This window comes from Pseudomonas sp. Pf153, from assembly GCF_001269775.1.
Lineage (GTDB): Bacteria > Pseudomonadota > Gammaproteobacteria > Pseudomonadales > Pseudomonadaceae > Aquipseudomonas > Aquipseudomonas uvaldensis.
In genome coordinates this window covers 13591-35572 of the sequence record NZ_LHVL01000030.1, presented here as the reverse complement: position 1 = coordinate 35572, position 21982 = coordinate 13591, and the positions used below count along the sequence as shown (strand labels likewise).

Annotated in this window: 20 protein-coding genes and 2 pseudogenes; 12 read left to right on the top strand and 10 right to left on the bottom strand. The window is 58.7% G+C overall.

The window, feature by feature from the left end; translation table 11 throughout:
- Positions 1 to 17: 17 nt before the first annotated feature.
- From AD666_RS21670 to AD666_RS21660, 3 genes are all read left to right on the top strand, one after another.
- On the top strand, positions 18 to 1190 hold the full coding sequence (locus tag AD666_RS21670) for a hypothetical protein (protein ID WP_053156558.1): 1173 nt from the start codon (positions 18 to 20) through the stop codon (positions 1188 to 1190).
- A gap of 159 nt (positions 1191 to 1349) precedes the next feature.
- The gene (locus tag AD666_RS21665; RefSeq protein WP_053156554.1) at positions 1350 to 1985 is read left to right on the top strand and encodes a hypothetical protein; all 636 of its coding nucleotides are present in this window, start codon (positions 1350 to 1352) and stop codon (positions 1983 to 1985) included.
- Between the two features lie 178 nt (positions 1986 to 2163).
- Positions 2164 to 2589 carry a VOC family protein gene (locus tag AD666_RS21660; RefSeq protein ID WP_053156551.1) on the top strand — a complete coding sequence of 142 codons (426 nt, stop codon included), beginning with the start codon at positions 2164 to 2166 and terminating at the stop codon, positions 2587 to 2589.
- Between the two features lie 73 nt (positions 2590 to 2662).
- Here AD666_RS21660 and AD666_RS21655 read toward each other — a convergent pair whose 3' ends face one another.
- From AD666_RS21655 to AD666_RS21645, 3 genes are all read right to left on the bottom strand, one after another.
- On the bottom strand, positions 2663 to 3208 hold the full coding sequence (locus AD666_RS21655; RefSeq protein ID WP_053156548.1) for a hypothetical protein: 546 nt from the start codon (positions 3206 to 3208) through the stop codon (positions 2663 to 2665).
- 127 nt (positions 3209 to 3335) lie between these two features.
- The gene (locus AD666_RS21650; RefSeq protein ID WP_053156545.1) at positions 3336 to 4106 is read right to left on the bottom strand and encodes an alpha/beta fold hydrolase; all 771 of its coding nucleotides are present in this window, start codon (positions 4104 to 4106) and stop codon (positions 3336 to 3338) included.
- 62 nt (positions 4107 to 4168) lie between these two features.
- On the bottom strand, positions 4169 to 4588 hold the full coding sequence (locus AD666_RS21645; protein ID WP_053156542.1) for an organic hydroperoxide resistance protein: 420 nt from the start codon (positions 4586 to 4588) through the stop codon (positions 4169 to 4171).
- A 463-nt stretch (positions 4589 to 5051) separates the two neighbouring features.
- Here AD666_RS21645 and AD666_RS21640 point away from each other — a divergent pair, with 463 nt between their 5' ends.
- The 4 genes and pseudogenes from AD666_RS21640 to AD666_RS27060 all read left to right on the top strand — a co-directional run bounded on the left by AD666_RS21640 (position 5052) and on the right by AD666_RS27060 (position 9921).
- On the top strand, positions 5052 to 6164 hold the full coding sequence (locus AD666_RS21640) for an ABC transporter substrate-binding protein (protein ID WP_053156539.1): 1113 nt from the start codon (positions 5052 to 5054) through the stop codon (positions 6162 to 6164).
- A 16-nt stretch (positions 6165 to 6180) separates the two neighbouring features.
- A pseudogene (locus tag AD666_RS27070) lies at positions 6181 to 8493 on the top strand (ATP-binding protein); the annotation flags it as partial.
- A gap of 51 nt (positions 8494 to 8544) precedes the next feature.
- Positions 8545 to 9030: pseudogene (locus AD666_RS27065) on the top strand (response regulator transcription factor); the annotation flags it as partial.
- A complete protein-coding gene (locus AD666_RS27060) occupies positions 9031 to 9921 on the top strand; it encodes a sensor histidine kinase (protein ID WP_371259627.1) in 891 nt (296 codons plus the stop codon).
- A 32-nt stretch (positions 9922 to 9953) separates the two neighbouring features.
- On the opposite strand, the gene dmeF is transcribed toward AD666_RS27060, so the two are convergent.
- From dmeF to AD666_RS21610, 5 genes are read right to left on the bottom strand one after another with little or no spacing between them, the layout of a single operon-like run.
- Positions 9954 to 10889, bottom strand: a complete 936-nt coding sequence (dmeF, locus tag AD666_RS21630) for a CDF family Co(II)/Ni(II) efflux transporter DmeF (protein ID WP_053156534.1) — start codon at positions 10887 to 10889, stop codon at positions 9954 to 9956.
- Positions 10890 to 10908: 19 nt separating this feature from the next.
- A complete protein-coding gene (locus AD666_RS21625; RefSeq protein WP_053156531.1) occupies positions 10909 to 11184 on the bottom strand; it encodes a metal/formaldehyde-sensitive transcriptional repressor in 276 nt (91 codons plus the stop codon).
- A 50-nt stretch (positions 11185 to 11234) separates the two neighbouring features.
- Entirely contained in the window at positions 11235 to 12497 is a 1263-nt protein-coding gene (locus AD666_RS21620; protein WP_053156527.1) for a TIGR02270 family protein, read from the bottom strand.
- Between the two features lie 22 nt (positions 12498 to 12519).
- Positions 12520 to 12978, bottom strand: a complete 459-nt coding sequence (locus AD666_RS21615) for a DUF6484 domain-containing protein (protein WP_053156523.1) — start codon at positions 12976 to 12978, stop codon at positions 12520 to 12522.
- A 16-nt stretch (positions 12979 to 12994) separates the two neighbouring features.
- Positions 12995 to 15196 (bottom strand): type VI secretion system Vgr family protein, encoded by a 2202-nt coding sequence (locus AD666_RS21610; protein WP_053156520.1) that lies wholly within the window; start codon positions 15194 to 15196, stop codon positions 12995 to 12997.
- Between the two features lie 324 nt (positions 15197 to 15520).
- Between AD666_RS21610 and AD666_RS21605 the strand changes: the two genes are divergently transcribed.
- Genes AD666_RS21605 through AD666_RS21590 form a run of 4 tightly spaced genes read left to right on the top strand, consistent with a single transcriptional unit; the run spans position 15521 to position 19500 of the window.
- Positions 15521 to 16615, top strand: coding sequence for a DUF2169 domain-containing protein (locus AD666_RS21605; protein ID WP_053156517.1), 1095 nt, complete (start codon positions 15521 to 15523; stop codon positions 16613 to 16615).
- The gene (locus AD666_RS21600; RefSeq protein WP_053156513.1) at positions 16612 to 17643 is read left to right on the top strand and encodes a hypothetical protein; all 1032 of its coding nucleotides are present in this window, start codon (positions 16612 to 16614) and stop codon (positions 17641 to 17643) included. Before AD666_RS21605 ends, AD666_RS21600 begins: the two co-directional genes overlap by 4 nt.
- A gap of 1 nt (position 17644) precedes the next feature.
- On the top strand, positions 17645 to 18634 hold the full coding sequence (locus AD666_RS21595) for a PAAR-like domain-containing protein (protein WP_053156509.1): 990 nt from the start codon (positions 17645 to 17647) through the stop codon (positions 18632 to 18634).
- A gap of 32 nt (positions 18635 to 18666) precedes the next feature.
- A complete protein-coding gene (locus tag AD666_RS21590; protein WP_156315974.1) occupies positions 18667 to 19500 on the top strand; it encodes a hypothetical protein in 834 nt (277 codons plus the stop codon).
- Between the two features lie 11 nt (positions 19501 to 19511).
- Here AD666_RS21590 and AD666_RS21585 read toward each other — a convergent pair whose 3' ends face one another.
- Together AD666_RS21585 and AD666_RS21580 are read right to left on the bottom strand one after the other, a co-directional pair.
- Entirely contained in the window at positions 19512 to 19757 is a 246-nt protein-coding gene (locus tag AD666_RS21585; RefSeq protein WP_053156502.1) for a hypothetical protein, read from the bottom strand.
- A gap of 143 nt (positions 19758 to 19900) precedes the next feature.
- Entirely contained in the window at positions 19901 to 21004 is a 1104-nt protein-coding gene (locus AD666_RS21580; RefSeq protein ID WP_053156498.1) for a polyamine ABC transporter substrate-binding protein, read from the bottom strand.
- A gap of 136 nt (positions 21005 to 21140) precedes the next feature.
- Here AD666_RS21580 and AD666_RS21575 point away from each other — a divergent pair, with 136 nt between their 5' ends.
- Positions 21141 to 21932: a LuxR C-terminal-related transcriptional regulator gene (locus AD666_RS21575; RefSeq protein ID WP_053156495.1), complete on the top strand. Its 792-nt coding sequence runs from the start codon at positions 21141 to 21143 to the stop codon at positions 21930 to 21932.
- Positions 21933 to 21982: the final 50 nt, after the last annotated feature.

Here is a 21982-nt window from a genome sequence, read left to right as displayed (position 1 = left end):
CAGGGAAGGAAAATGAATTGAACAAACTGAACAGCTATGACCGAATGGATACGCTCAACACCAAGATACTGGAGAACTGTAACCCTATCGCGACGATAGAAGGCACGGAAATACTGCAGTTCGATTCACGCGGGGGAGATCAGATCGCCCTGTCTTCCCAGGCGTATCCTTATACAACCGTGGGTGCGATTTCTATCGTCAAGTCCAACGACCAAATTAATGATCAGGTCGTCAATCAGTACCAAAACAGATACGGAGCCAATATCGGGTCTACACATCTTGCAAGCCAACTGATCCTGCTGGATTCGACCGATGAAGAACTGATCAAACAGGCCATCAGAAGAGATGCCAGGCACACGGGACCCAAGAATATCAATAAAGCGGCCTCGGCCGCTGTAGTGTTCGGTCTGAATGATCAACCTCTCGCCGAAAGAATCCAATGGTTCATGGAGAACAAAGAGGAAGCTCTCGCGGGTTTTGATGCGATGACTCGTCGCGTGAGCCCGCAACCTGAGTTTCTTCGACGGTTCAGCGAAATCGTCTCCCAGAACAGCACTAATTACGATTTGATGCGAAACGTCAAGTCTTGGCTTTATGGTTCATTTGGCGCGAGCCAGCCAGGGTGGGAAAGATTTGTTCACCACGACTTGTATTCAGCCAGACGGGTCAGGAGACACTTCAAGAACCTGGACAGTGCAGGTCAGGCAGAAGCACGCGGTGAATACGCTGCAGCCAAATACCTGCTGACCATTCAAGGTCAGAATTACCAGATGAAAATTGGCAAAGCTGCATCGGGAAGAACCAATGGCATAGACCAGATCTGGATACGCAGGAATATGCTGAGTGGGGCCGTCGAGGAATATCTGATCATCGAATCGAAAGGCAGCCTGGGCGCAAAACTGACCAATACCGAATATGGCCAGCAGATGTCTCCCAAGTGGGTATTTTTCTGCCTGGTTGGATTATTCAGCGACGATCACAGGCTCGCCAGCTCCGCCGCTTCTGATCGTTATGCGAAGAGGGGACTGGTCGAGAAGATTCTGGATGCGATGATCAACAATACGATTCCCGTGACAGGCTACATCTTTCAGGCAATGACAGGGCTGAAGGTCGGAGCTGAATCCCTTTCCATCATGAAACTGGGTAGATACAACCTGATTAACGCCTACCAGAAAGCGAAATCCACCTGAGGCCCCGGTAATTGGCCCATAGCAGGTGTGCCTCGGCAACGTTCCGAGTGATGCCGGAACAAGGTTGTTCGAGTGATGGCCTTTTGATTTCAGTCGCATCCGGCTAGAATTCGTGCCCCTGCTCAGTGAGCGGCACGAAAACTACGCAAGGAAGTTGATATGCAATGTGTAAAAGCCATCGGCCTCGCCTTGGCCTTGAGCCTCAGTGGATGCGCCAGTTTCACTAAAGATGAAGTCGCGCCCGTGAACCTGCCTTCGATGGCCAGTTACGCGAACAAGCCGAATGTCTATGTCGACTTTGATTTCTATCAGGGCGATCCCGACAATGCCAAGGCCACCGAGGTGCCGCAGGCTCGGGACATGCTCAAGCCCGAGCTGAAGCGAGCTTTCGATGAGTCAGGGCTCTTCGGGCGCGTGGTCTTCGACGAATTCCAGAAGCAACCTGGCGACTATAACCTTCGGTTGAAGGTCTACAACCACGCGCCAGGCGGTGGGCAACTGGTCCTGGCGTTCATCAGTGGGCTCACGCTGACGGTGATTCCTTCGTTGGCTACCGATCAGTACACCATGAGCCTGGAGACTCTGGACGAGCAGGGGCAACCGCTGGGCAAGAGCAGCAACCATGATGCGATCAACACGTGGATGGGCATCTGGTTCCTGCCGCTGGCAGGCAATACGCCCAAGGCTGCCGTCACCGACACTTTCAACCGGCAGGTCAATGCGCTGCTGAAGAATTGGGTCGACAACAACCGCACGAGATACTCCGCTGTCGAAACCCGTATTCCAAGGGGCTGAGACGGATAGAAAAGAGCCGCCATCGCGGCTCTTTTCAGTTGTGGGGTTGCATTCCCGCAACGCCAGGGGCACAAACGTTCTACGATGCTTCAACGTACCCCAGTCAGCCGATGCCGGTGCGATGCCTGGCCTGAAGCGTCGGGTGAAACCCAACGAAAATCCAACCATTGGAGTTCTGATGAGCCTTTCACCTTTCCATCTCGCAATCCCTGTTTATGACCTTGCTGCAGCACGTACCTTTTACGGTGAGGTGTTTGGTCTGGAGGAGGGACGCTCCAGTACTCAATGGGTCGACTTCAACTTTTATGGCCATCAACTCGTTATCCACGAACAACCAAAAACCGCGTCACAGGAAAATGCCCATCGCAATCCGGTGGATGGTCACGACGTACCGGTTCCTCATTTCGGCATCGTCCTGGGCTGGGAAGAGTGGGAAGCGCTGGCCGAGCGATTGAAGTCCTTTGGCATTGAATTCGTGATCGAACCCTACATCCGTTTCAAAGGGCAGGTAGGCGAACAAGCCACCATGTTCTTGTTCGATCCGTGCGGTAATGCCCTGGAGTTCAAGGCATTCAAGGATATGAGCCAGCTTTTCGCCAAATGACCAACGCTATGGCAGGCCCTCGCGTGGGGCTTGGACCGATGGAAAAAGAGCCGCAATCGCGGCTCTTTTTTGATCATTTCAACGCTTGAGTGAACTGCGGGTCGCTGTACAAGCTCTTGAGCAGGTCCAGCACCATCGGGTTGTAGTTGTTTGCAGCGGCCGGGATGGCAACCGGGCCAAAGAAACTGCTGTCCCATGCACGCTGCACGTCCTTGGTGGTTTCGTACAAAACCTGGTCACCTTTACGCAGGGTGAAGCGTGCAGCCAGCTCGCCATGACCTTCGCTCATGCCGGCGGTGAGTTGACTCTTGATCAATTGAACCTGCAATTGCCGGTCAGCGCGAGGGTCCAGCAGACCTGCCTGACGGAGCTCATCGTTGATCGCTGCCTGGATGTGCAGTGGCACGCTGCCAACAGGCGAAGAAATCGGATTCAGGCGAACCATCAGCGACCCTTGACCGGAATCGGCGTTCACCTGCGCTTCCCGCAGGGGCTGCAAGGGCGCGTTTTGCTTGAGCTGCTGGACGTTCTGATAATTGGGTTCGTAGCGGGTCATGGTCACACCACAGCCTTGTAGCAGCAGTGCGCAGAACGGCAGAGCCAGGTAGAGCTTCTTCACAGCAAATCCTTATGTGTTTTTTTGAGGGCGCGATTATCGACTGATAGCTTTGCGCCATCAAGCATGAAAGCCCTGGGGCCTACGGCAAAAGGCCCGCGTTCGCGGGCCTCGGGTTGCCGAGTGGCATTTACTGCGCAGCTTTCTCGATCAGGTTGGCTACTACCTTCGGATTGGAAACCATCACCACATGGGAGGCGCCTTTCACGACGACGGTTTGCCTGGAGTGCGCACGCTCGGCCATGAACGCCATGGCTTGCGGCGGGATGTTCTTATCCTTGTCGCCGTACACGAACCAGGACGGAATGGTTTTCCAGGCCGGGTCGGTGGCGGCTTCGTTCAGAGCAGCGACGGTGACGGGGCGCTGACCGGCGGCCATCAGACGTGCTTCGGCCTCGGGAACATCGGCTGCGAACTGATCGTGGAACTTGTCCTGCTGGATGTAGAGGTCCTTGCCACCGTCAGCCAGTTCGACAGGGGCCGAAAGGGCCGAGGCGAGGGTGCCTCCCGGGAATCGCCCGGACAGTTCTGCCGCGGTTTCGCCCGCTTCCGGAGTGAACGCCGCCACATACACCAGACCCTTCACGTTCTGGTTGCCGTAGGCCGCTTCGCTGATCACCGAACCGCCATAGGAATGGCCGACCAGGACCACCGGCGTCTTGACGCTCTTGACGATACTCGCCACGGCTTGTGCATCGCTGCTCACGCCGCGCAGCGGGTTCGCCGCTGCAATGACCGGGTAGCCGTCCTTCTCCAGAATCTTCACCACGCCGTTCCAGCTCGACGAGTCGGCGAAAGCACCGTGCACCAGAATCACTGTGGGTTTGACGTCAGCAGCGTTTGCAAGACCGGCGACGGCGAAAGCGGTGGCGAAGGCCAAGCCAGACAGAATCTTTTTCATGGGTCACTACCTGTAATAGAAATGAAGAAGGCGGTTGCTATCGGGTTCTACGGCCGCTGGCGTCAGACAGTGACGTGCAGGCGCACATCGACATTGCCGCGGGTGGCGTTGGAGTAAGGGCAAACCTGGTGGGCCGCGTCGACCAGCGCCTGGGCATCGACTTGATCCAGGCCAGGCAGACTGATGTTCAAATCAATGTCCAGACCGAAGCCACCGGGGATCTGGCCGATACCCACATGGGCGGTGATCGAGGTATTCGCCGGGATGCTGCGTTTGCTTTGGCTGGCGACGAATTTCAGCGCGCCGATAAAACAGGCCGAATAGCCGGCGGCGAACAGCTGCTCAGGGTTGGTCGCTTCGCCGCCGGCGCCGCCGAGTTCTTTTGGCGTGGTCAGCTTCACGTCCAGGATGTTGTCGTTCGAAACAGCGCGGCCATCGCGGCCACCGGTGGCGGTTGCTACTGCTGTGTAGAGTGCTTTCATGATGTTTCTCCTTGGGATCGATGAGACGGTGTGTGGTTGAATTGAAGTGCGCTCAATGTTTGCGCGCTAAGAAGTTGAGATGAATTTAGAGAAGTAAAAGTTAGTGCGCAATATAAATTTTCAGAAAATTCCTGAATTTCTGTTAACCCATTGTTTTTGATGGGAATGTTTTTTACGGACGGCACCGTGGCGAGACGGCCAGCGAAGCGATGCTTGAACGTCGCAATCCTTCGAGCCGTGAACGGAGGGGCCAAGCTCAGCTTCCGACCACGCTGTGACGCAAAATCAATGGAGGATGGCCCCGGCATAAACAACGCGATCAAGCGCCGCGTATATGAAGCGACCCACGAAAGCCGGCAAGCTTTTCAGCCAGGTGAAATCGGAATTGAGACTATGCTCATCCCTACTGCAGCCAATGTGTTGGTTTCATTTCGATGGTCGACCGCTCTGGAAAGGAGTCCGTATGAATTCGGTTTTTCATGCCCGGTTCAATTGCAAAATCCTGTGGCGTTTCGCCGGTTGTCTGATCGGACTGGCGACGGTTGCCAGTCCTACAGTCCAGGCTGCGGACGACGCTATCGCCCGCGGTCCTACCGCCAGCTATAGCATTGCTTTTAGCAACTCTTACGCAGGCAGCGATTTTCGCAAGGTCATGGTGCGCAACTGGCAGGAAATTGCGGCCCAGGCGCAAAAGGATGGCTTGATCCGCGAGGCTCCGGTGGTCAGTGCCAATAACTCCGCGCCGGAACAAGCCGCCCATATCCAGGACATGATCGTCAAGGGCGTCAATGCCATCGTCATCCTGGCCGCGTCGGACACGGCCCTCAACGGCGTGATTCGGGATGCCTGCAATGCCGGTATCGTGGTGGTCGTCATGGCCAGTCTGGTCACCGAGCGCTGTGTCTATACCGTGGATTACGACTGGTCGGCCATGGGCCGGGTCGAGATCGATTACATCGCCAAGCGCCTCAAGGGCAAGGGAACGCTGCTGGAGATCCGCGGTATTGCCGGCGATGCCACCGATCAGAACATCAGTGACGGAATCCATAAGGCCGCCAGCGACTATCCGGGTCTGAAGTTCGCCAAGACCGTGTACGGGAACTGGACGGCGTCCGTCGCACGCAAGGAGGTGGCGCTGGCACTGCCATCGCTGCCCGGCATCGATGCCGTCGCGACTCAAGGCGGCGACGGTTATGGCGCGGCCATGGCATTCAAGGCGGCGGGGCGCCCTCTGCCGATCATTGTGATGGGTAACCGCCAGGACGAGCTTGCCCTATGGAAACAGGAACGCGATGCCAATGGTTATGAAACCGTCTCGGTCTCGGCCTCCCCGAGCGTTTCCCAAGTGGGCTTCTGGGTGGCCCAGCAGATCCTGGCGGGTAAACAGGTGCCAAAGTTCGTCGAGGTGCCGCTGGTACGCATCGATGCGAAAGACCTGGACGCCTGGCTCGCTACTATGCCGGTGGGCGGGGCCGCCAATCCTTCCTACAACCAGGCATCCGTTGCGGCGATGATCGAAGCGGCCATCAACAATACGGTGGCGCCAACACCTTTGCCGGAGATGACGAAACAGTAGCGGCGGGGGAGGCGCCATGTTGACATTCAAACCAGCCAAGGACCGGCCCATTGCCGTCAAGATCGGCCTGGCCGTTGCCGCGCTGGTGTTCCTGATGCTGACGGTATCGCTGGTGAACCTCTACGGCCTGCGAGGCATGGTCCGTGCCGTGGATTCCACCAGCCACTCCGCGGAAATCCTGGCCTCGGTCAACGGAGCCACCGGACGGGTGGAAAACTTCATCGCCACCCGCGATCAGCAAAGCCTGTCCCAGGCCGAAGGGATGGTGGCAACGGCCATCGCCGGTCTCTCCGCCATTCCGGCGGCAGAAGCGCAGTCGCTCAAGGGCAGCCTGGAGCGGCTCGCCTCGGCAATCTCGGCCTTGCGGGCGGCGAGCCTGACCATGGATGGCGAAACGGAGAACATGACGGCCCACTACGGCCGGATGCGAGAGGCGACTATTGTTGTCGAACAGGGCATTGCCGATGGGATGAAGGGACTTGAATCTCGCGCCGGAGACCACCGAGCGCGGGTGAACGCCCTCGAAAGCGCCCATCGAATCCTGGATACCCTGAGCAACGGCCAGCGGATCATCACCTCCAATGTGGCCAAGATGCTGGTGACCGGTGATCAGGCGACCGTCACCACGGCGCGGAACGCCTGCGCGGCGCTTGTTCCCGTTGTCGAGCAGTTGCGCGAGGTGATGACGGCCCCACCGGAAGTCGAGACGCTGGACCGGTTGGCGACGGCGCTCGCCGCTGCCAGCCTGGCGATCGCGCACCTCGGCGAGGCGCCCAAGCTCCGGGGAGCCGAGGCTCTGCGATCTCTTGCCATCACCGAGGATAGCGTCGAGCGCCTCGAGGCAATGACGGGGACAGCGCAAGAGCGCGTCGCCCATGATGCAGGCGACATCCAGGCGGCCACCGGTTTGCTGCAAAATGCAGCTGCGTTGTCCAAGCGTTTCGCCGAGCGTGTTGCCACTCTGGAAGCGCAGACCTTGTCGTTTCGCCTGACACCCTCGGCAGAAATTGCCGGCTCCGTCGGCGCCATCCTGGACGAGCTTTCGCGTCTGGCTCGCGTTCTTCCTTCGTCAGTGGCGTTGCAAGCCAAGGCCACCTCACTGACGGTCAGCGATCAGATTGCCGGCTACCGGGCGGCATTCGCCAGGTTTCAACAGGCGAGCAACGCCTTGAGCGATGCACGCGACCAGGTTCGAGACGAGGCACGAAGCGCCGGCCTGCTGGTCGCCAGTTTTGCGGGCCAGGCGCGCTCCGACGCCCTGATCCATAACGATCGCGGCATGCTGGCGACGTTGGTCGCGGGTACCATTGCCATTCTGCTGGCCGGCGCCATCGCCTGGAGCACGTCACGATTTGTTGCCCAGCCCATCGTGGCCCTGGCCTCGGCCATGCGCCGGCTTGCGGCCGGCGACCTGAACGCCGAGATCGCCAGTGTCAGTCGCGGCGACGAGATCGGAATCATGACCCGTGCTGTAAGGGTGTTCCAGGAGAATGCCCTGCGCATCCGGGTGCTGGAGGCCGAGGCCGAAGCTGAACGACAACAAGTCCAGGCGTCATTGGAAAGAATGGTGGCCGAGCGAACCGAGACGTTGCACCAGCAAACCGCAATGCTGGAAGCACAGGCTGTGGAGCTCATCGAGGCGCGCAATCAGGCCGAGGCGGTCAACCAGGCCAAGAGCGATTTTGTTGCCACGGTCAGTCACGAACTGCGCACCCCCCTGACCCTGATCCTCGCACCTCTGGAGCAGCTTTCAGCGGCGACCACCCCGCCAGAGGACTGGCATGCGCAAATCGATCGCGCCCAGCGCAACGCGTTGCGCTTGATGAACCGGGTGAATGACATTCTCGATTTTTCCAAGGCCGAAGCGGGCAAGTTCGACTTGTGCCCGGCGCCCACCGATTTGAACAAGGTGGTGGGCACACTGGCCGAGGATGCGGCGCTGGTGGCCAAGGGCAAAGGTTGCACCTTGACCTGCAGCATCGATCCGACGCTCGCCACGGTGTTTCTCGACCCCCGCCACTTCGAGAAGATTGTTCTTAACCTGGTGAGCAATGCCATCAAGTTCACGCCAGCCGGCGGCACTGTGCACCTGGCAGTCACAGCGCTTGGCGACGAGCGGTTTGAGTTCGCGGTACAAGACTCGGGCATCGGCATTGCGGCCGACAAGCTGCCACTGTTGTTCCAGCGTTTTTCCCAGATCGACAACTCCGCCACGCGCCACTACAGCGGTACAGGCATTGGGCTGGCCCTGGTCAAGGATCTGGTCGAACTGATGGGCGGCGAAGTGGGCGTCAACAGCGAGCCCGGACGAGGTTCGTGCTTCTTTGTCCGGCTGCCGCTCGGGGTCGAGCCGAACACCGTGTCGACCGAAGCCAGTGACATGCATGAGCGATCGTCACCGAGCACAACCGAACAGCGCCACTTGCGTTTCGATGATGGGCACCAAGGTGTTGGCAAAGGCCGTGCTTCGCCAGAATGCATAGATGAGACGCACCCGGTCCGCGCCTCGCAATCCAGAGTGCTCGTGGTAGATGACAGCCCGGAGATGCTCAGCTACCTCAGCGAACTTCTGCACGATGACTACATCGTCGCCACCGCATCGGATGGCGAGCAGGCCTGGGCACTGTTGCAACGCCAGCCTATCGATGTCGTCGTCTCGGATGTGATGATGCCCAAGCTCGACGGCTTTGGGTTGACTGCCAGGATCAAAGCCAGCGCCAGCTTCGTCCATCTGCCCGTGATTCTGTTGACCGCTCGCGGCGGCAGCGAAGCTTGCGTCTCCGGGCTGGAGAGTGGCGCCGATGACTATATCGCCAAACCCTTCTCGCCGCTGGAGCTCAAGGCACGCGTACGAGCAGCGCTACGCATGAGCCAGGTGCAAGCCGAACTGCAAGCAAAAGCGCGTCAAGCAGGCATGGCCGAGATCGCCACGGCGGTTCTGCACAACGTCGGCAACGTGCTCAACAGTGTGAACGTATCGGCCGAAACAGTCAGCAGCCAAATGCGCACTTCCAAAGCCCAGGGACTGGGCAAGGTGGCTCAGTTGATCAACGAACACGTCGACGACCTGAGCGAATTTCTCACCAGCGACCATAAAGGGAAAATGCTGCCCGGCTACCTGCTCAAGCTGGCGGAGGTGGTAACGGCGGAGCAGCAGGGCATCATCGAAGAGCTCGGGCAACTCACCAAGGGCGTCGATCACATCAAGAACATTGTCGCGGCCCAACAGTCCTACGCGGTTGCCGTCAGTGTCGTCGAGACAGTACTGCTCCCGGAGCTGATCGACGACGCCCTGCGCTTGAGTGCCGGTTCACCGGCGCGCCAGGAGGTGACGGTGGTCAAGCACATCACCGACTTGCCCCTGTTGTCACTGGACCGGCACCGGGTGCTGCTGATTCTGGTGAACCTGATCCGCAATGCCAAGCAGGCGTTGCAAGGCGTGAGCGATCGCAGCCCGTGCATCACCTTCGGCGCCTCCCTCAGCGACGAGTCGGTATTGCGTATCACGGTGACCGACAACGGCAGTGGAATTGCACCAGACCACTTGAAGCGAGTCTTTACCCACGGCTTCACCACCCGCAAGGAGGGTCACGGATTTGGCCTGCACAGCTGCGCGCTGGCCGCACAGGAAATGGGCGGCAGCTTGACCGTGCACAGCGATGGGGTTGGACAGGGGGCGACCTTTATTCTCGAAATACCGATTGGTGCTTCTCAGGCCAAGGTGAACACCGGATCGGCGCAGGCTACTGATCGATGACAAGCCTCTGACCCATCGGTATTTTGCGAACATCACATCGATGCTCGAAACTCAACGGTAAGGTGACTGATCTCGTGAACGGGCTTGAGCCGTTCACGGATGCCGTCCGCGTCCGTCGTAGCGCTGCCCAGAACGCTGACAATGGCGGCATGCGCTTGCGGGCCGACGCGCCACACATGCAGGTCGATGATCCTGGCATCACCCGGTTGTTCAACCAACTCGCGAATTTCCTGTGCAACAGGATCATCGGTTTGATCGAGCAGAACACCCGCAGTATCACCCATCAGGCTCCAGGCCCATCGTGCGATGACCATCGCGCCAACGATACCCATGACCGGATCAAGCCAGATCCATCCGAGGTAGCGGCCGGCGAGGAGGGCGGCGATGGCGAGAACAGACGTCAGCGCATCGGCAACCACATGCAGGTAGGCAGACCGGAGGTTGTTATCGCCCCCGTGCGGGGGATGGTGATGATCGTGATCGTGATCGTGATCGTGATCGTGATGGCTGTGAGTGTGGCCGTGGCCGAGTAGCAGGGCGCTCACGATGTTGACGGCCAGGCCGACGACGGCAATCAGCGTTGCCGTCCCGAACTGGACGTCGGTGGGCTGGAACAGCCGGATGAGCGATTCGGCGACAATTGCCAGGGATACCAATCCCAGGATGAGCGCTGACGCGAAGCCACCCAGGTCGCCGACTTTGCCGGTGCCGAAACTGAAGCGGGTGCTGGATGCATGGCGCTTGGCATACCAATAAGCCGCCGCGGCGATCCCCAGTGCACCCGCATGAGTAGCCATGTGAAATCCATCGGCCAGCAGCGCCATGGAACCTGTGATGTACCCGGCGGCAATCTCGCCGACCATCATCACAAGGGTCAGGATCACCACCCAGAGGGTACGCTTTGCATTTTCATCATGTGCCGAGCCGAGATAGACGTGCTCGTGGGTGAAACGTGTGGTGCTGCTCATTGATTTCAGCCTGCGTTTATCACTTGGAGTAACGTCGAATGGCTTCGAGAAGCTCTTCTACGCCCTTGGCGCGTTGTTCATCGCTCAGTGCAGGGTTGGCCACATGCTCCCGGGCATGGTCTTTGATGATTTCCTCCATCAAGCCATTGATGGCTCCGCGGGTGGCGGCCACCAGATGGAGCGTCCGCGCACAGTCGTGATCTGACTCAAGGGCGCGTTCCACCGCCTGGATCTGGCCGGCAATGCGCTTCACGCGCTTTTGCAGGTTGTCTTTGTTGGATGCGAGATGACTCATAGGATACCCCCCTTACCTATGTGGGAGCGTCGCATATCTGTACCGCCGGATCAACGGCCGAATGACGCCGCCATGTCCAGCAACCGCTTTTGCCGCCGGGTCGGCGCACTGGTGGGAAAAAGCACGTCGTTCGGCCGAAAACGAGCAAGGCCGCAAGCGGCGGCGATGCGCTGGCGTTGCTGACCGCGTACCAGGACCCGCTCGAACGTGTGTTCATTGTGGGCCGATCCGAGCAGGTAGCGAGTGCCCATGTGCAACTGTCCACCGTTGGCGTGCCACCAGGCTTCGACTGATCGTGGATCGGGCCAGGGCAGGCTTTCATCGGGGTCCATGGCAACGTTCGGGTCGGCGGGATTGTCGTTCGGGCCTGCATCGAAATCCGGCAGGTCCTGCAATTCGAGGTCGAGGAGCGTCAGGTCAGCCCCCGTGATCAGGTTGAAGGCTTCGCCGGCGACGCGGGCGTAAGGCAAGTCGCTCATGTGCTGGATCAACCAGGGCACGCAGACCGGGTCTCCCAGTAAACCAAGGGCCTGGATGCCGATGCGTCGATGCCTGGGATCCTGTACCCATTGGCGTATCCAGGCGATGCTGGGCTCGCGCTCCTGCCACGCCAGTAACACGCCAAGGGCGCGGTATTGAAACTCGCCCGGCTGTTCGGCGAATTGGCGCAAGGGTTCCAAAGCCTGCTGGTCGCCCAACTGGGCCGAGGCCCAGTTGGCCCAGAAACGGGTGGCGGTATCCGTGTGCTGGCAGTGGCCGCGGATGTTCGGTAGCACGTCGTGCCGGCGCAACTCGCCGGCGGTACGGGCAGCACGGGCCAGCACGCTTGGGTCCGTGTCGCAAAGTCCACCGATCAGGGCAGGGCCGGGATCGTGCCGATGCATGCCGCAGGCGGCCAGGCCGAGGCGCCGAAACATCGGCTCAGGCGCGGCGAGCATCCGGTAGATCCAGGGCGACAGTCGTTCCCAGTCGAGCCATCCCAAGGCCATTCGATAACCGCGTTCAGTTTCTGCGGCGCTTCGCAGGTGTTCGCTCAGCCGGGACAACACTCTCCCATTGGCCGACTCGAAGGCCAGCACCGCACAGGCAAACATCTCGCCGACCCCATGGGGTCCTAGCTGGCTCAGGAGCGCTTCCAGGCCATCATCGGCGGCGATGCGCAACCCGTCGAGGTGAGCGTCAAGACGGTTGTCGAGTGCACTGAGGTGTTCGATATCGTAGTGCGGTGCGCGCAGGGCGTAGTCGCGCAGGTTGGCCAGGAAGCTGGCTTCTTCGGCGTGCTGCTCGATGATCGGGAACAGCGAGTTGTTCATGAGGCAGGCTCTCGTACAGCGTCTAGTTGATCTGCACCGAACCGCCCTTGATGCGGTTGACCCCGCTGGAGCGGCTGGAAAGGTAGGCGCCTTGGATAATCACTTTGCCCTCGCGGGTCAGGGTGATGCTGGCCTTGCCGCACCGCAGGATGATTTCCCGTTTGGCGCTGAACTCCAGGCGCTCGCCGTCCAGGTGGGCGAACGCAGGTGCCGTGGGTTCTTCCAGACGCTGGATGCGGCCGATCACCAGCGGCCGTGCCGGGTCGCCTGCCTCGAACATCAACGCGACCTGGACGCCGATGTCTTCGCGGGTCAGGGGGGTGGTGGTGCGTGCGGCGAGGCCCATTTCACCGGGGCAGCCGGGAAACGCCACCACTGGCGCGTCCACTTGTGGCACGTCCAGCAAGACACCAATCACAACGCCGTCCACGCGCACCGGCGCCGAGGTGGGGGTGGCGCAAAAATGATACTCAACGGTCATAGCGGCCACTCCATGGCTAGTTCTGCAGGATCTTCTGGCCTTTGACGACAACGTTCCTGTTGGCCTTGATGTTGATGGTCCCGGAGCCGTCGAGGGTGATGTTCTTGCCGCTGATCATGATGGTGCCGTCCTTCTTCATGGTGATGCTGGCTGCCCCCGTGGTCAGCGTGATCGAGTCGCCGGCGGTGAGGGAGAAATGCTTGCCGACGTCCAGGCTGTCGTTCTGCTTGATATCGGTGCTGCGGTTCTGGGCAACGTCACGGGATTCGTTCTGGCCGATCCGGGTGCTGTGGTTAGCGTTGATATCGGTGCTCTGGTTGCCACTGATCTCGATACCTTCGTTGCCTTTGACCGTTTCATTGCGGTTACCGGAAATATCGATCGTCTCGTTTCCACCCACGTCCTCGCTGCGGTTGCCGCCGATGCTGATGGTTTCGTTGGCAACGACCTTTTCCGTGCGGTCTGCACCGATGGTGATGGTCTCGTTGCTGCCGACCTTCTCGGTGCGATTGACGCCGATGGTGATTTTTTCGTTGTTGCCCACCTCCTCGGTACGGTTCACGCCGATGGTGATGGTTTCGTTGTTGTCTACGGTTTCCGTGCGGTCATGTTTGACATGGACCGTTTCGTCGTTGTCGATGGTCTTGCTGCGGTCATGGCCTACCCAGTGGGTTTCATCGTTCTCGACTTCGATGTCCTGATTCTTCTCGGCATGGATGAACAGTTGCTCCGCGCCTTTCTTGTCCTCCATGCGGATCTCGTTGAAGTTGGCCGGTGAACCACCCTTGCTTGAGCGGCTTTTCACGCCACTCTGGGTGGCATTGGCTGGCAGCCCGTAGGGCACGGTCTGCTCGGCGTTATAGACACGGCCCGTGATGATCGGCCGGTCCGGATCGCCTTCCAGGAAACTGACGATCACTTCCTGGCCGATCCGTGGAATCTGCACCGAACCCCAGTTCTTGCCGGCCCAGGCCTGGGACACGCGAATCCAGCAGGAGCTGTTCTCGTTGGATTGGTCATGGCGATCCCAGTGGAAATGCACTTTGACCCGGCCATATTGGTCGGTCCAGATTTCTTCGCCACTGGGCCCCACCACCACGGCCGTCTGCGGCCCGCGGACGATGGGCATGGGCGTCAGCGGGAGAGGGCGGTAGACCTGATGAGCGTCCATGCAGTCCAACTCGCTGACGAACTGTTCGGCCAGGTCCGACTGCCCGCTCTCATAGGGATCCTGGCGGATCTGATAGCGGGCGATTACCACCAGGTATTCGCGATTCTGGTCTGCCCGCTCGTAACCCGTCAGCGCGAACAAGTGACCGGAGCCCAGCCCGCGAGCGAGACCGCGCAACTGAACCCGTTCAAATTGACTGTGGATGGCTTCGATGCGGGTACGGGCGTAATGCTCGCCGTCATGGCTCTGCAGGTATTCACCGGGATAGTCATAGAGCGGATAGTCGCCGTTGCTGTGGCTGCGCATGACACTGGAGCGGACCTCGAGGCTGGCGCGAGGACGCTGGAAGTCATAGTCATTCAACGCCAGCGAACCGGGTTGTACTTCTCGTGCCAGTTGCCAGTCGTAGAAATGATCCCGTTCGCGCATTTGCCGGTCGGGCGGATAGAAGGGCACGCTGTCGTAGTCCGGCACCGTGGTATGTGCTCCATAGGCATCGGCCAGCACCAGTACATGGCGCTCCTTTTCATGTCGGAAGAAATAATAGATGCCTTCCTGTTCCATCAACCGGCTGACGAAATCGAAGCTGGTTTCGCGGTATTGCACGCAGTATTCCCACTCGCGATAACTGCTGCTCAGGCTGTCTTCGAAATCCGAGAAACCGAGGTCGCGGAATACTTGCTTGATGATGTCCGGCACCGTCTTGTTCTGGAAAATCCGGCAATCCGACGTACGCGTGAGCAACCACAGCCAGGGCCGTAGAACAACACGGTAACCGGCGAACTGACCGCGTCCGGTCAACTGGCGACAACTGCAGACAATCCCGTGAAAATAGCGTTTACCGCTCTCATACAGCTCCAGGGTCAAGCCCATGGGCTTGCCCAGCAACTGATCGAACGTGATCGCCCGGTCTTCGGAGGTCAGATCCAGCTCGTAGTGAAAACACCGACCTAACTCTTCACTGCCTTCCATGGCTTGCAGCAACAGGACATCGCCACCGAGGGGGCTGTCGATCTGCACCAGGCGGTTGTTTTGCGTGATAGGCATCAACGGCGTCCTCTGGCTCGGGTTCGGACGTCAGTGGGCCGTCTTGACTGCATGGCGCTGTCTATCCATCACAGATTGATCTCCCTATCGGTCTATTCGGCGCTCTAGCCTCATTCAGCAAGCGTAGACGGGAATGGCGAGGTTGTTGCTGGCCTCATGGTCAAAGCGTCGAGCCAAGCGCCAAGCCAGCAGCATGCTATCGTTGCAATAAAACAACGCAGGTGTGCCAAGGACAGGGAGGTGCGGCTCGCAGCGCCACGGCAGGGTGTGCATGTCCCTCGGGATTGTTGCCAGGCTATGTGCACGAGTCGCCAGACACGCACTATGCAGATCACCAGCAATACCACCCCGTTTCTCGCCGAACGCTTTGTTTCAACAGATAAAAGCGGACAGAAGCACTGCGTTGTGGTTGTCAGGGCGACCTTTGATGTCGACGATCAGGGCGGCTGCGTGCCGGCGTCGGAGCAGGTCCCCTTTGTCTATTGCGACCAGCACCACGGCGATCCCGGTACGACATCGGTCCGTTTCGAGACGGACTTCGCGCCGGTGAAGCCACGCGTCGATGTGTTGGTTCACGCTTCGGCCGTTTCCCCGAAGGGTGAACCCGTGACCCGGCTACAGGTCGGCTTCGCGGGTGCGGGTATCCATAAGCATGCAGTGGTGAGTGGCGATCGCGTTTGGACGCTCGGTGTGACGGGTATCATCGCGTCGCCGCCGTCGCCTTTCACCTCGATACCGCTTTCCTGGGATCGTGCGTTTGGTGGCAGCGATCTATCCCATGACGATGAGAAAAAACGTGGCAGCGATCTGCGTAATCCCACCGGTGTTGGTTTCCATCTGAATGACCGGGACGACAGCATCCTCAATACGCGGTTGCCAAACGTAGAGCGTCACGATGATCTGACGGGTGCCTGGACGGATAAGCCGCAACCCATTGGTTTTGCGCCCGTCGGCCGGGGCTGGCTGCCGCGTATCGGCTTCGCCGGGACGTACGACCGGCACTGGTTCGAGACACGACGCCCCTTTTTGCCGGAAAACTTCGACATTCGTTATTTCCAGGCGGCGCCGCTCGACCAGCAATTGGATCGTCTGGAGGCTGGCACACGCTTCACCTGTGCCAATATGAGTCCGGGCGGGGCATTCGTGGCTCAGACGCCGGCCTTCGATATCCCGATCACCTTCTTCTTCGAGAATCGCCAGGTACAGGCGGTCATCAACGCCGACACCGTTATCCTCGAACCTGGTTGTGCCCGGCTTACGCTACTCGGCAGGACATCGGTAGCGCTGCCTCGCAAACTGGCGCAACTGCGAGAAATACAGGTCGGCAAGCGCCGTTATACAGACCTGCACGGTAAACCGCATTTCGCCAGTCTGTCAGACCTGGTCATCTCATTGGGACATGGGGAGGCGAAGACATGACGCAGCCCGTCTACGTGTCTTGCCTGGGATTGGTCTGCGCGGTTGGCCTGACACCCGCGGCGGCCGCTGCAGCAATGCGTGCGGGGATCAGCGGCTTCGATGAATTGCCGTGGGTCGAAGATGGCTTGGAACCGATCATTGGCGCGAGAGTGCCAACGGTGGCGGAGGATCTGCACGGGCGTGCACGGCTTGTCGAAATGCTGGTTCAGGTGTTGGGGCAAAGCCGTGCCGCATTGGCGGGCCGCGCGGATCTGGGCGAGCTGCCGCTGCTTCTGTGCACGTCCGAGCCGCAAAGGCCTGGCTCGCGTATCGACGGCATCGTGACGCAAGTCGAGGCGCGATTGGGAGGGCTGCTGCAACGGAAAGGCGCGGCCCACGTGGCCCTTGGGCATGTCGCAAGCATCGAAGCGTTGAGTCTGGTGGGGCGGGCCATGGACCAGGCCGACCGTGACGCCTGCCTGATCGTGGCGGTCGACTCTCTCGCGGATCCTCGCTGCTTGCTCTGGTTGGAGCAGAGCGGTCGGCTCAAGACCACGCTACGCTCAGATGGCGTGATACCGGGTGAAGCCGCTGCGGTGCTACTCGTCAGTCGAAAGCCGATGAGCGCGGCGCCCTTGGTCGTTCTTGGCGTGGGTACCGGCAACGATACCGCCACGGTGCTCAATGACGATCCACAACTGGGCCTGGGGATGACGACAGCTGTCGCCGCGGCTCTCGCACAAGCCGGCGTTGCCATGCACGACATCGCTTGGCGTTTGAGCGATGTGTCGGGCGAAGCCTATGGGTTCGAGGACCTGGCCCTGGCCCAGTCTCGCCTGATGCAGCAAACCCGCCCGAGCCAGGATCTGTGGCACCCGGCGAGCTATGTTGGCGACTGCGGAGCAGCGCTGGGAGCGATCCAAATCGCTTGGCTTGAACACGCGTTCATGCGTGGCTATGCGCCTGGTCCGATTGCGCTGGTACACAGCTCATCAGCGAACGGTGCACGCGCAGCAGCCGTTATCAGTGGCACAGTGAGGGAGCGCTGACATGTCGCACGAGGTTTATGCCAACAGCAATGAGATCGCCGGAAAAGCCGGCATGGGCAAAGTGATCGCCTCGTTTCCCGATGTCTGCCTTTCGCCGCCAGGGCCACCTGCCGGGCCGATTCCGATTCCTTATCCGGACACCTCCTTCTCATCGACGCTCAAACAGGGCTCCAGGACGGTGATGCTGAAACGCAAGCCGGCAGCGTTGTCACAACAGTCCTATTACCAGCCTTCCATGCTCGGCGACGAAGCGGCAACCCGGGCGTGGGGAATGTCGGTGATCACGCACCAGATTACGGGCAAGACCTATTTCCAGGCCTGGTCGATGGACGTTCAGATTGAGGGCAAGTACGTCTGCCGACACTGCGACATCACCACCAGCAATCATGCCAGCGCGCCTGGCGTGGGGGCGCCTAATCCTAATCTTGAAGCGGTGGGGTGGGGCGAACTGGAAGATGAAAGGCCTTACACATGCGCGTGTTGCAACGGGCCTCGTCATTCAGCCGGCAAACCGATGACGATGGATGATTGGTACATGAAAGATTCTGCCGGCAATGTGGCCCCTCATGCGGCTACCTACACCGCCTTGATGAACGACGTGAACAATCGCAAGACGGCAACGCCTCCTTGCACCTGCAGCAGCCGGCTCGTTCCGTCTGCGCCTTGCAACGTCTTCAGGCGACCCGTGACACCAGCGGAGCGGCAGGCGAACAAAAGTGCCTGGAACAGCCTGCGTGACACGTACCAAGGGGTTTTCAATGTACCGAGCGAAGCGCAAGTGATTGCGAATCTGACGCCAAAGCTGGGTCGCGCACCGGTGCAGGCCGAGATTCAGGACGAGCGGCAAGTCAATCACCTGGTTCCCAAGGCTGCGGCCGGCGGTTGCCCCGTCGGTGAAGGTAATCTTGAGAAAAACGGCGACTTGTGTCCTGTATGTCGAAGTCTGGACAAGCGTTTTGGTACGCTGCAGTCATTGGCCTCAAAAGCCTGAACCGGCGCAAGCGACGACTATGAGGAATGACAATGGACTGGAGTCGTTACGGAAATCCCGAAATGGTCGACTGGGAGGGGCGGGGGTATTTTGCTTACCCTGACGTCGTGACCATGCCTCCCGGAAGGGAAGTCGGGCGGTTGCCGCAGGAGGGTGACTACTTTCAGTGGCTGGAAGCCCTGAGGCGGGCAAAGCTTGGCGATTTCAGCCCACTGCCGGGGCTCGTCGAGTTGGGCAGCGGCGACACCCATCCGGTCAACCGACGCTTATGCGCGGAGCTGCTAGGCGATGCCGGACCGACGTCTACTGTCGACACTCTCGCAACACGACTGGCATCCGAAGAAGTGGGGCTTGAGCTCACACTGGCCTGGGGCGCAGTGCTCACGCGGCGCGGAAAGCTGGCCGATATGCCCATTGTTCTGGCTGCATTCGAACGGGTCGCGACCATCAGCGATGCCGAGATCCTGCCAGTGCATCTCTCGGAATGCCTGGAGACGGGGTACGAACTCTGCGACCTTCAGGACTATGACTCACTGGAAAGCTATCGCAACGCGGTGCTCACCAGATGCGCCGAACTGGCCGGTCGATTCGGTACGGACCAGGTCTGTGTGGACGGCGGTGAACCGCTGAGTGTGATTGGCCTGGCCCAGCGGATTTTAAGGCGCTTGCGAGAACCTTATTTTCCATTCGAACTGCGACGGCGCTTCGAGTGTACGACCGGCATCGACTGCTCTTCTTTTTATCATGATCGGGTGTTCAGACCGATGCAGGCGTCAGCCCTTCTGGAAGCGTTTCTCGAAGACCCCCATGCCAGCAGGTTCGAAAGTGGTGTTCGTTATTTCTTCGGGCATCGTATTCCGGATTAGGAAAATCCACACTAATTTGCCTGGTGATCTGCCTTTCCGACCGGGGCAAATTCTGGAAACTCCTCCAGCAATGCCTTGTTCCCGCCGATGATGAGTTTTTTCACTGCCTGGGAGATGTTCAATCGCACCACCCCGGTCGAGATGGAATACATCGCCCACGCTTGTTCGGGCGTGCAATGAATAATTTGTTCTTCAATCTCGTTGTAGGCTTTGCTTTCGTCCGAGTTCAGGCTGGCTTGATAATCGCCTTGGCACATGATTTTGTCCCTTCCTAAGACCTCTAGAACAGTCCTGTTTAGTGAGGACTGTCCTTCCCTATGCAGTTTTAATTACGTCAAAACAGCCCCCTCAGGCCGGGGGCGACTCGCCTGTCCAATTGAGCGCCAGGCAAGCCAGCGGTTTAAATGCCGCTCTTCACTTTGGTCCAGACGCGGGTGCGAATTCGTTCCAAGGCCAGGGGCAACGGCTCTAGAGGGACAAGTGAAGCAACTGTTTTCTTGTCTGGATAAATCCAGGGGTTGTCACGTAACTGCTGCTCGACAAACTCAGTGGCGTCTTTGTTGGCGTTGGGATACAGCGTGTGATTTGAAGTCTTTGCGATGATTTCAGGGCGCAGCATGTAATTGATAAACGTCATGCCTTCCTTAGGGTGGGGCGCGTCTTTCAATAACACCAGATTTTCCGACCAGACCAGTGCGCCCTCGCGAGGGAGGCTGTAGGCAATCTTGCGCCCGGTTTGGTTTTTCTCGTTGATGGCCTGCGCAGCCAGAGCACCATTGGCCCATCCCACTACCGCACAGATATTGCCGTCGGCGAGGTCAGCGTCAATTCGGGATGAGTCGAAATAGAGCACGTAAGGACGGATTTTCAACAGCAGCGCCTGGGCCTTCTTGTAGTCATCCGGATTCTTGCTGTTGCTTGGCAGCCCCAGATAATGCAAGGCAATGGAAATGATTTCGCTGGGTGAATCGAGCATCGCCACGCCGCAGGACTTCAGTTTACTGATGTTCTCTTCTTTGAATATCAGGTCCCAGCTGCCGACCGGAGCATCGTCGCCCAGTGCGGCTTTGACTTTATCGATGTCATAGCCGATGCCCGTGGTGCCCCAGAGATAGGGTACGGCGTAACGATTACCGGGATCGTTGACGGCAAGTTGGGACAAGATGTCCGGATCGACATGGGATAAATTGCTTAGCTGATTCCGATCCAGCGGCTGGAGCACCCCCGCCTGGATCAGACTTGGCAAGACATTGGATGTGGCGACAACCACGTCGTATCCCGTGCGGCCAGCCATCACCTTGCTCTGCATGATTTCGGCACTGTCGAATGCATCCATGTGGAAGCGGGTGCCGGTTTCCTGCTCGAACTCCTTCGGGGTCTGCGGGGCGATAAACCCAAACCAGTTGTACAGATGCATGCCGGGTTCCACAGCTCCCACCGAGCTGCTTATCCCGATACAAAGAAGCGAGGCTGAAAATATGCTGCGCAGGCGCGACTTGCTCATACAACTATCCTTGTCAAGACGAGGGCCCTCATGGTCCTCGTAACCCGGTAGCGAATATACCGGGCATTGACGGAGAGTAAATACCTACGAATACTTATCCGCGCCCGACGAATCCCTAACCCAAAAGGGGTAGAAAATGCCTCTCGACCTCCATAGCCTGGCTTGGCATCGATCGATTGGACAATTGATCATGCGATTGAACCGTCCAGAATTCTGGAGCTCACTTGTTCGTTTGTTGAATGAATACGTGCAGGTCGACAACTGGGTTGTACTGATCTTCAGCAATCATCAAGTGCAAGTTGTCAGCCTTCCTGAAGTAGCCGACACAGAAGAAGTCGATGCGTTTATCCATCGCTATGTGAAGGGACTTTACATGCTGGATCCGTTCTACATAGCTGATCGAGAGGACCCTCAAAGCGGCTTCTTTCATATGCTCGATGTCGCACCTGAGCACTTTCTCGAGACGGAGTATTACCATCAGTATTTTGAACAGTATATTTCGGTGGATGAGGCGCAATACAACGTCAGGCTCGATGCGGAAAGAACCTTGTGCGTTTCTTTTGGAAGTCATATCCGCTTCAGTCAGGAGCAGATAACCACGCTTGATCTTATCAAGCCCTGGGTGACGGCACTCATGCATCAGCGCATGAATTTCGAGGTTGACGTCGCGAAGGATTTTACCGCGCCAGCCCCATGGCCGGAGACAATGTCCTCACTCGGCACGCCGTTGACTACGCGGGAGAATGATGTGCTCAAATTATTGCTGAGTGGTTTTTCCAATAAGGAAGTCGCGGGTAAACTTTCCCTGTCAGCCGAAACGATAAAAGTGCACCGTCGCAATATCTACTCGAAATTGAACATCAAGTCACAGTCCGAGTTGTTTGCTCGTTTCTTTACGTCGAAGCAGGATGCGCTTACGTCGAGTTGAACCTGCGGACTGTTCCTGACCTTCGTCTCAAGACTTTTCAAACAGAGCCT

Excerpts from the sequence above, each read along its gene's own strand:
- AD666_RS21665 (WP_053156554.1), top strand. The coding sequence starts at position 1,350 with ATGCAATGTGTAAAAGCCATCGGCCTCGCCTTGGCCTTGAGCCTCAGT.
- AD666_RS21660 (WP_053156551.1), top strand. The coding sequence starts at position 2,164 with ATGAGCCTTTCACCTTTCCATCTCGCAATCCCTGTTTATGACCTTGCT.
- AD666_RS21650 (WP_053156545.1), bottom strand. The coding sequence starts at position 4,106 with ATGAAAAAGATTCTGTCTGGCTTGGCCTTCGCCACCGCTTTCGCCGTC.
- AD666_RS21645 (WP_053156542.1), bottom strand. The coding sequence starts at position 4,588 with ATGAAAGCACTCTACACAGCAGTAGCAACCGCCACCGGTGGCCGCGAT.
- AD666_RS21640 (WP_053156539.1), top strand. The coding sequence starts at position 5,052 with ATGAATTCGGTTTTTCATGCCCGGTTCAATTGCAAAATCCTGTGGCGT.
- AD666_RS27060 (WP_371259627.1), top strand. The coding sequence starts at position 9,031 with ATGAGCCAGGTGCAAGCCGAACTGCAAGCAAAAGCGCGTCAAGCAGGC.
- dmeF (WP_053156534.1), bottom strand. The coding sequence starts at position 10,889 with ATGAGCAGCACCACACGTTTCACCCACGAGCACGTCTATCTCGGCTCG.
- AD666_RS21625 (WP_053156531.1), bottom strand. The coding sequence starts at position 11,184 with ATGAGTCATCTCGCATCCAACAAAGACAACCTGCAAAAGCGCGTGAAG.
- AD666_RS21620 (WP_053156527.1), bottom strand. The coding sequence starts at position 12,497 with ATGAACAACTCGCTGTTCCCGATCATCGAGCAGCACGCCGAAGAAGCC.
- AD666_RS21615 (WP_053156523.1), bottom strand. The coding sequence starts at position 12,978 with ATGACCGTTGAGTATCATTTTTGCGCCACCCCCACCTCGGCGCCGGTG.
- AD666_RS21610 (WP_053156520.1), bottom strand. The coding sequence starts at position 15,196 with ATGCCTATCACGCAAAACAACCGCCTGGTGCAGATCGACAGCCCCCTC.
- AD666_RS21605 (WP_053156517.1), top strand. The coding sequence starts at position 15,521 with ATGCAGATCACCAGCAATACCACCCCGTTTCTCGCCGAACGCTTTGTT.
- AD666_RS21600 (WP_053156513.1), top strand. The coding sequence starts at position 16,612 with ATGACGCAGCCCGTCTACGTGTCTTGCCTGGGATTGGTCTGCGCGGTT.
- AD666_RS21595 (WP_053156509.1), top strand. The coding sequence starts at position 17,645 with ATGTCGCACGAGGTTTATGCCAACAGCAATGAGATCGCCGGAAAAGCC.
- AD666_RS21590 (WP_156315974.1), top strand. The coding sequence starts at position 18,667 with ATGGACTGGAGTCGTTACGGAAATCCCGAAATGGTCGACTGGGAGGGG.
- AD666_RS21585 (WP_053156502.1), bottom strand. The coding sequence starts at position 19,757 with ATGTGCCAAGGCGATTATCAAGCCAGCCTGAACTCGGACGAAAGCAAA.
- AD666_RS21580 (WP_053156498.1), bottom strand. The coding sequence starts at position 21,004 with ATGAGCAAGTCGCGCCTGCGCAGCATATTTTCAGCCTCGCTTCTTTGT.
- AD666_RS21575 (WP_053156495.1), top strand. The coding sequence starts at position 21,141 with ATGCCTCTCGACCTCCATAGCCTGGCTTGGCATCGATCGATTGGACAA.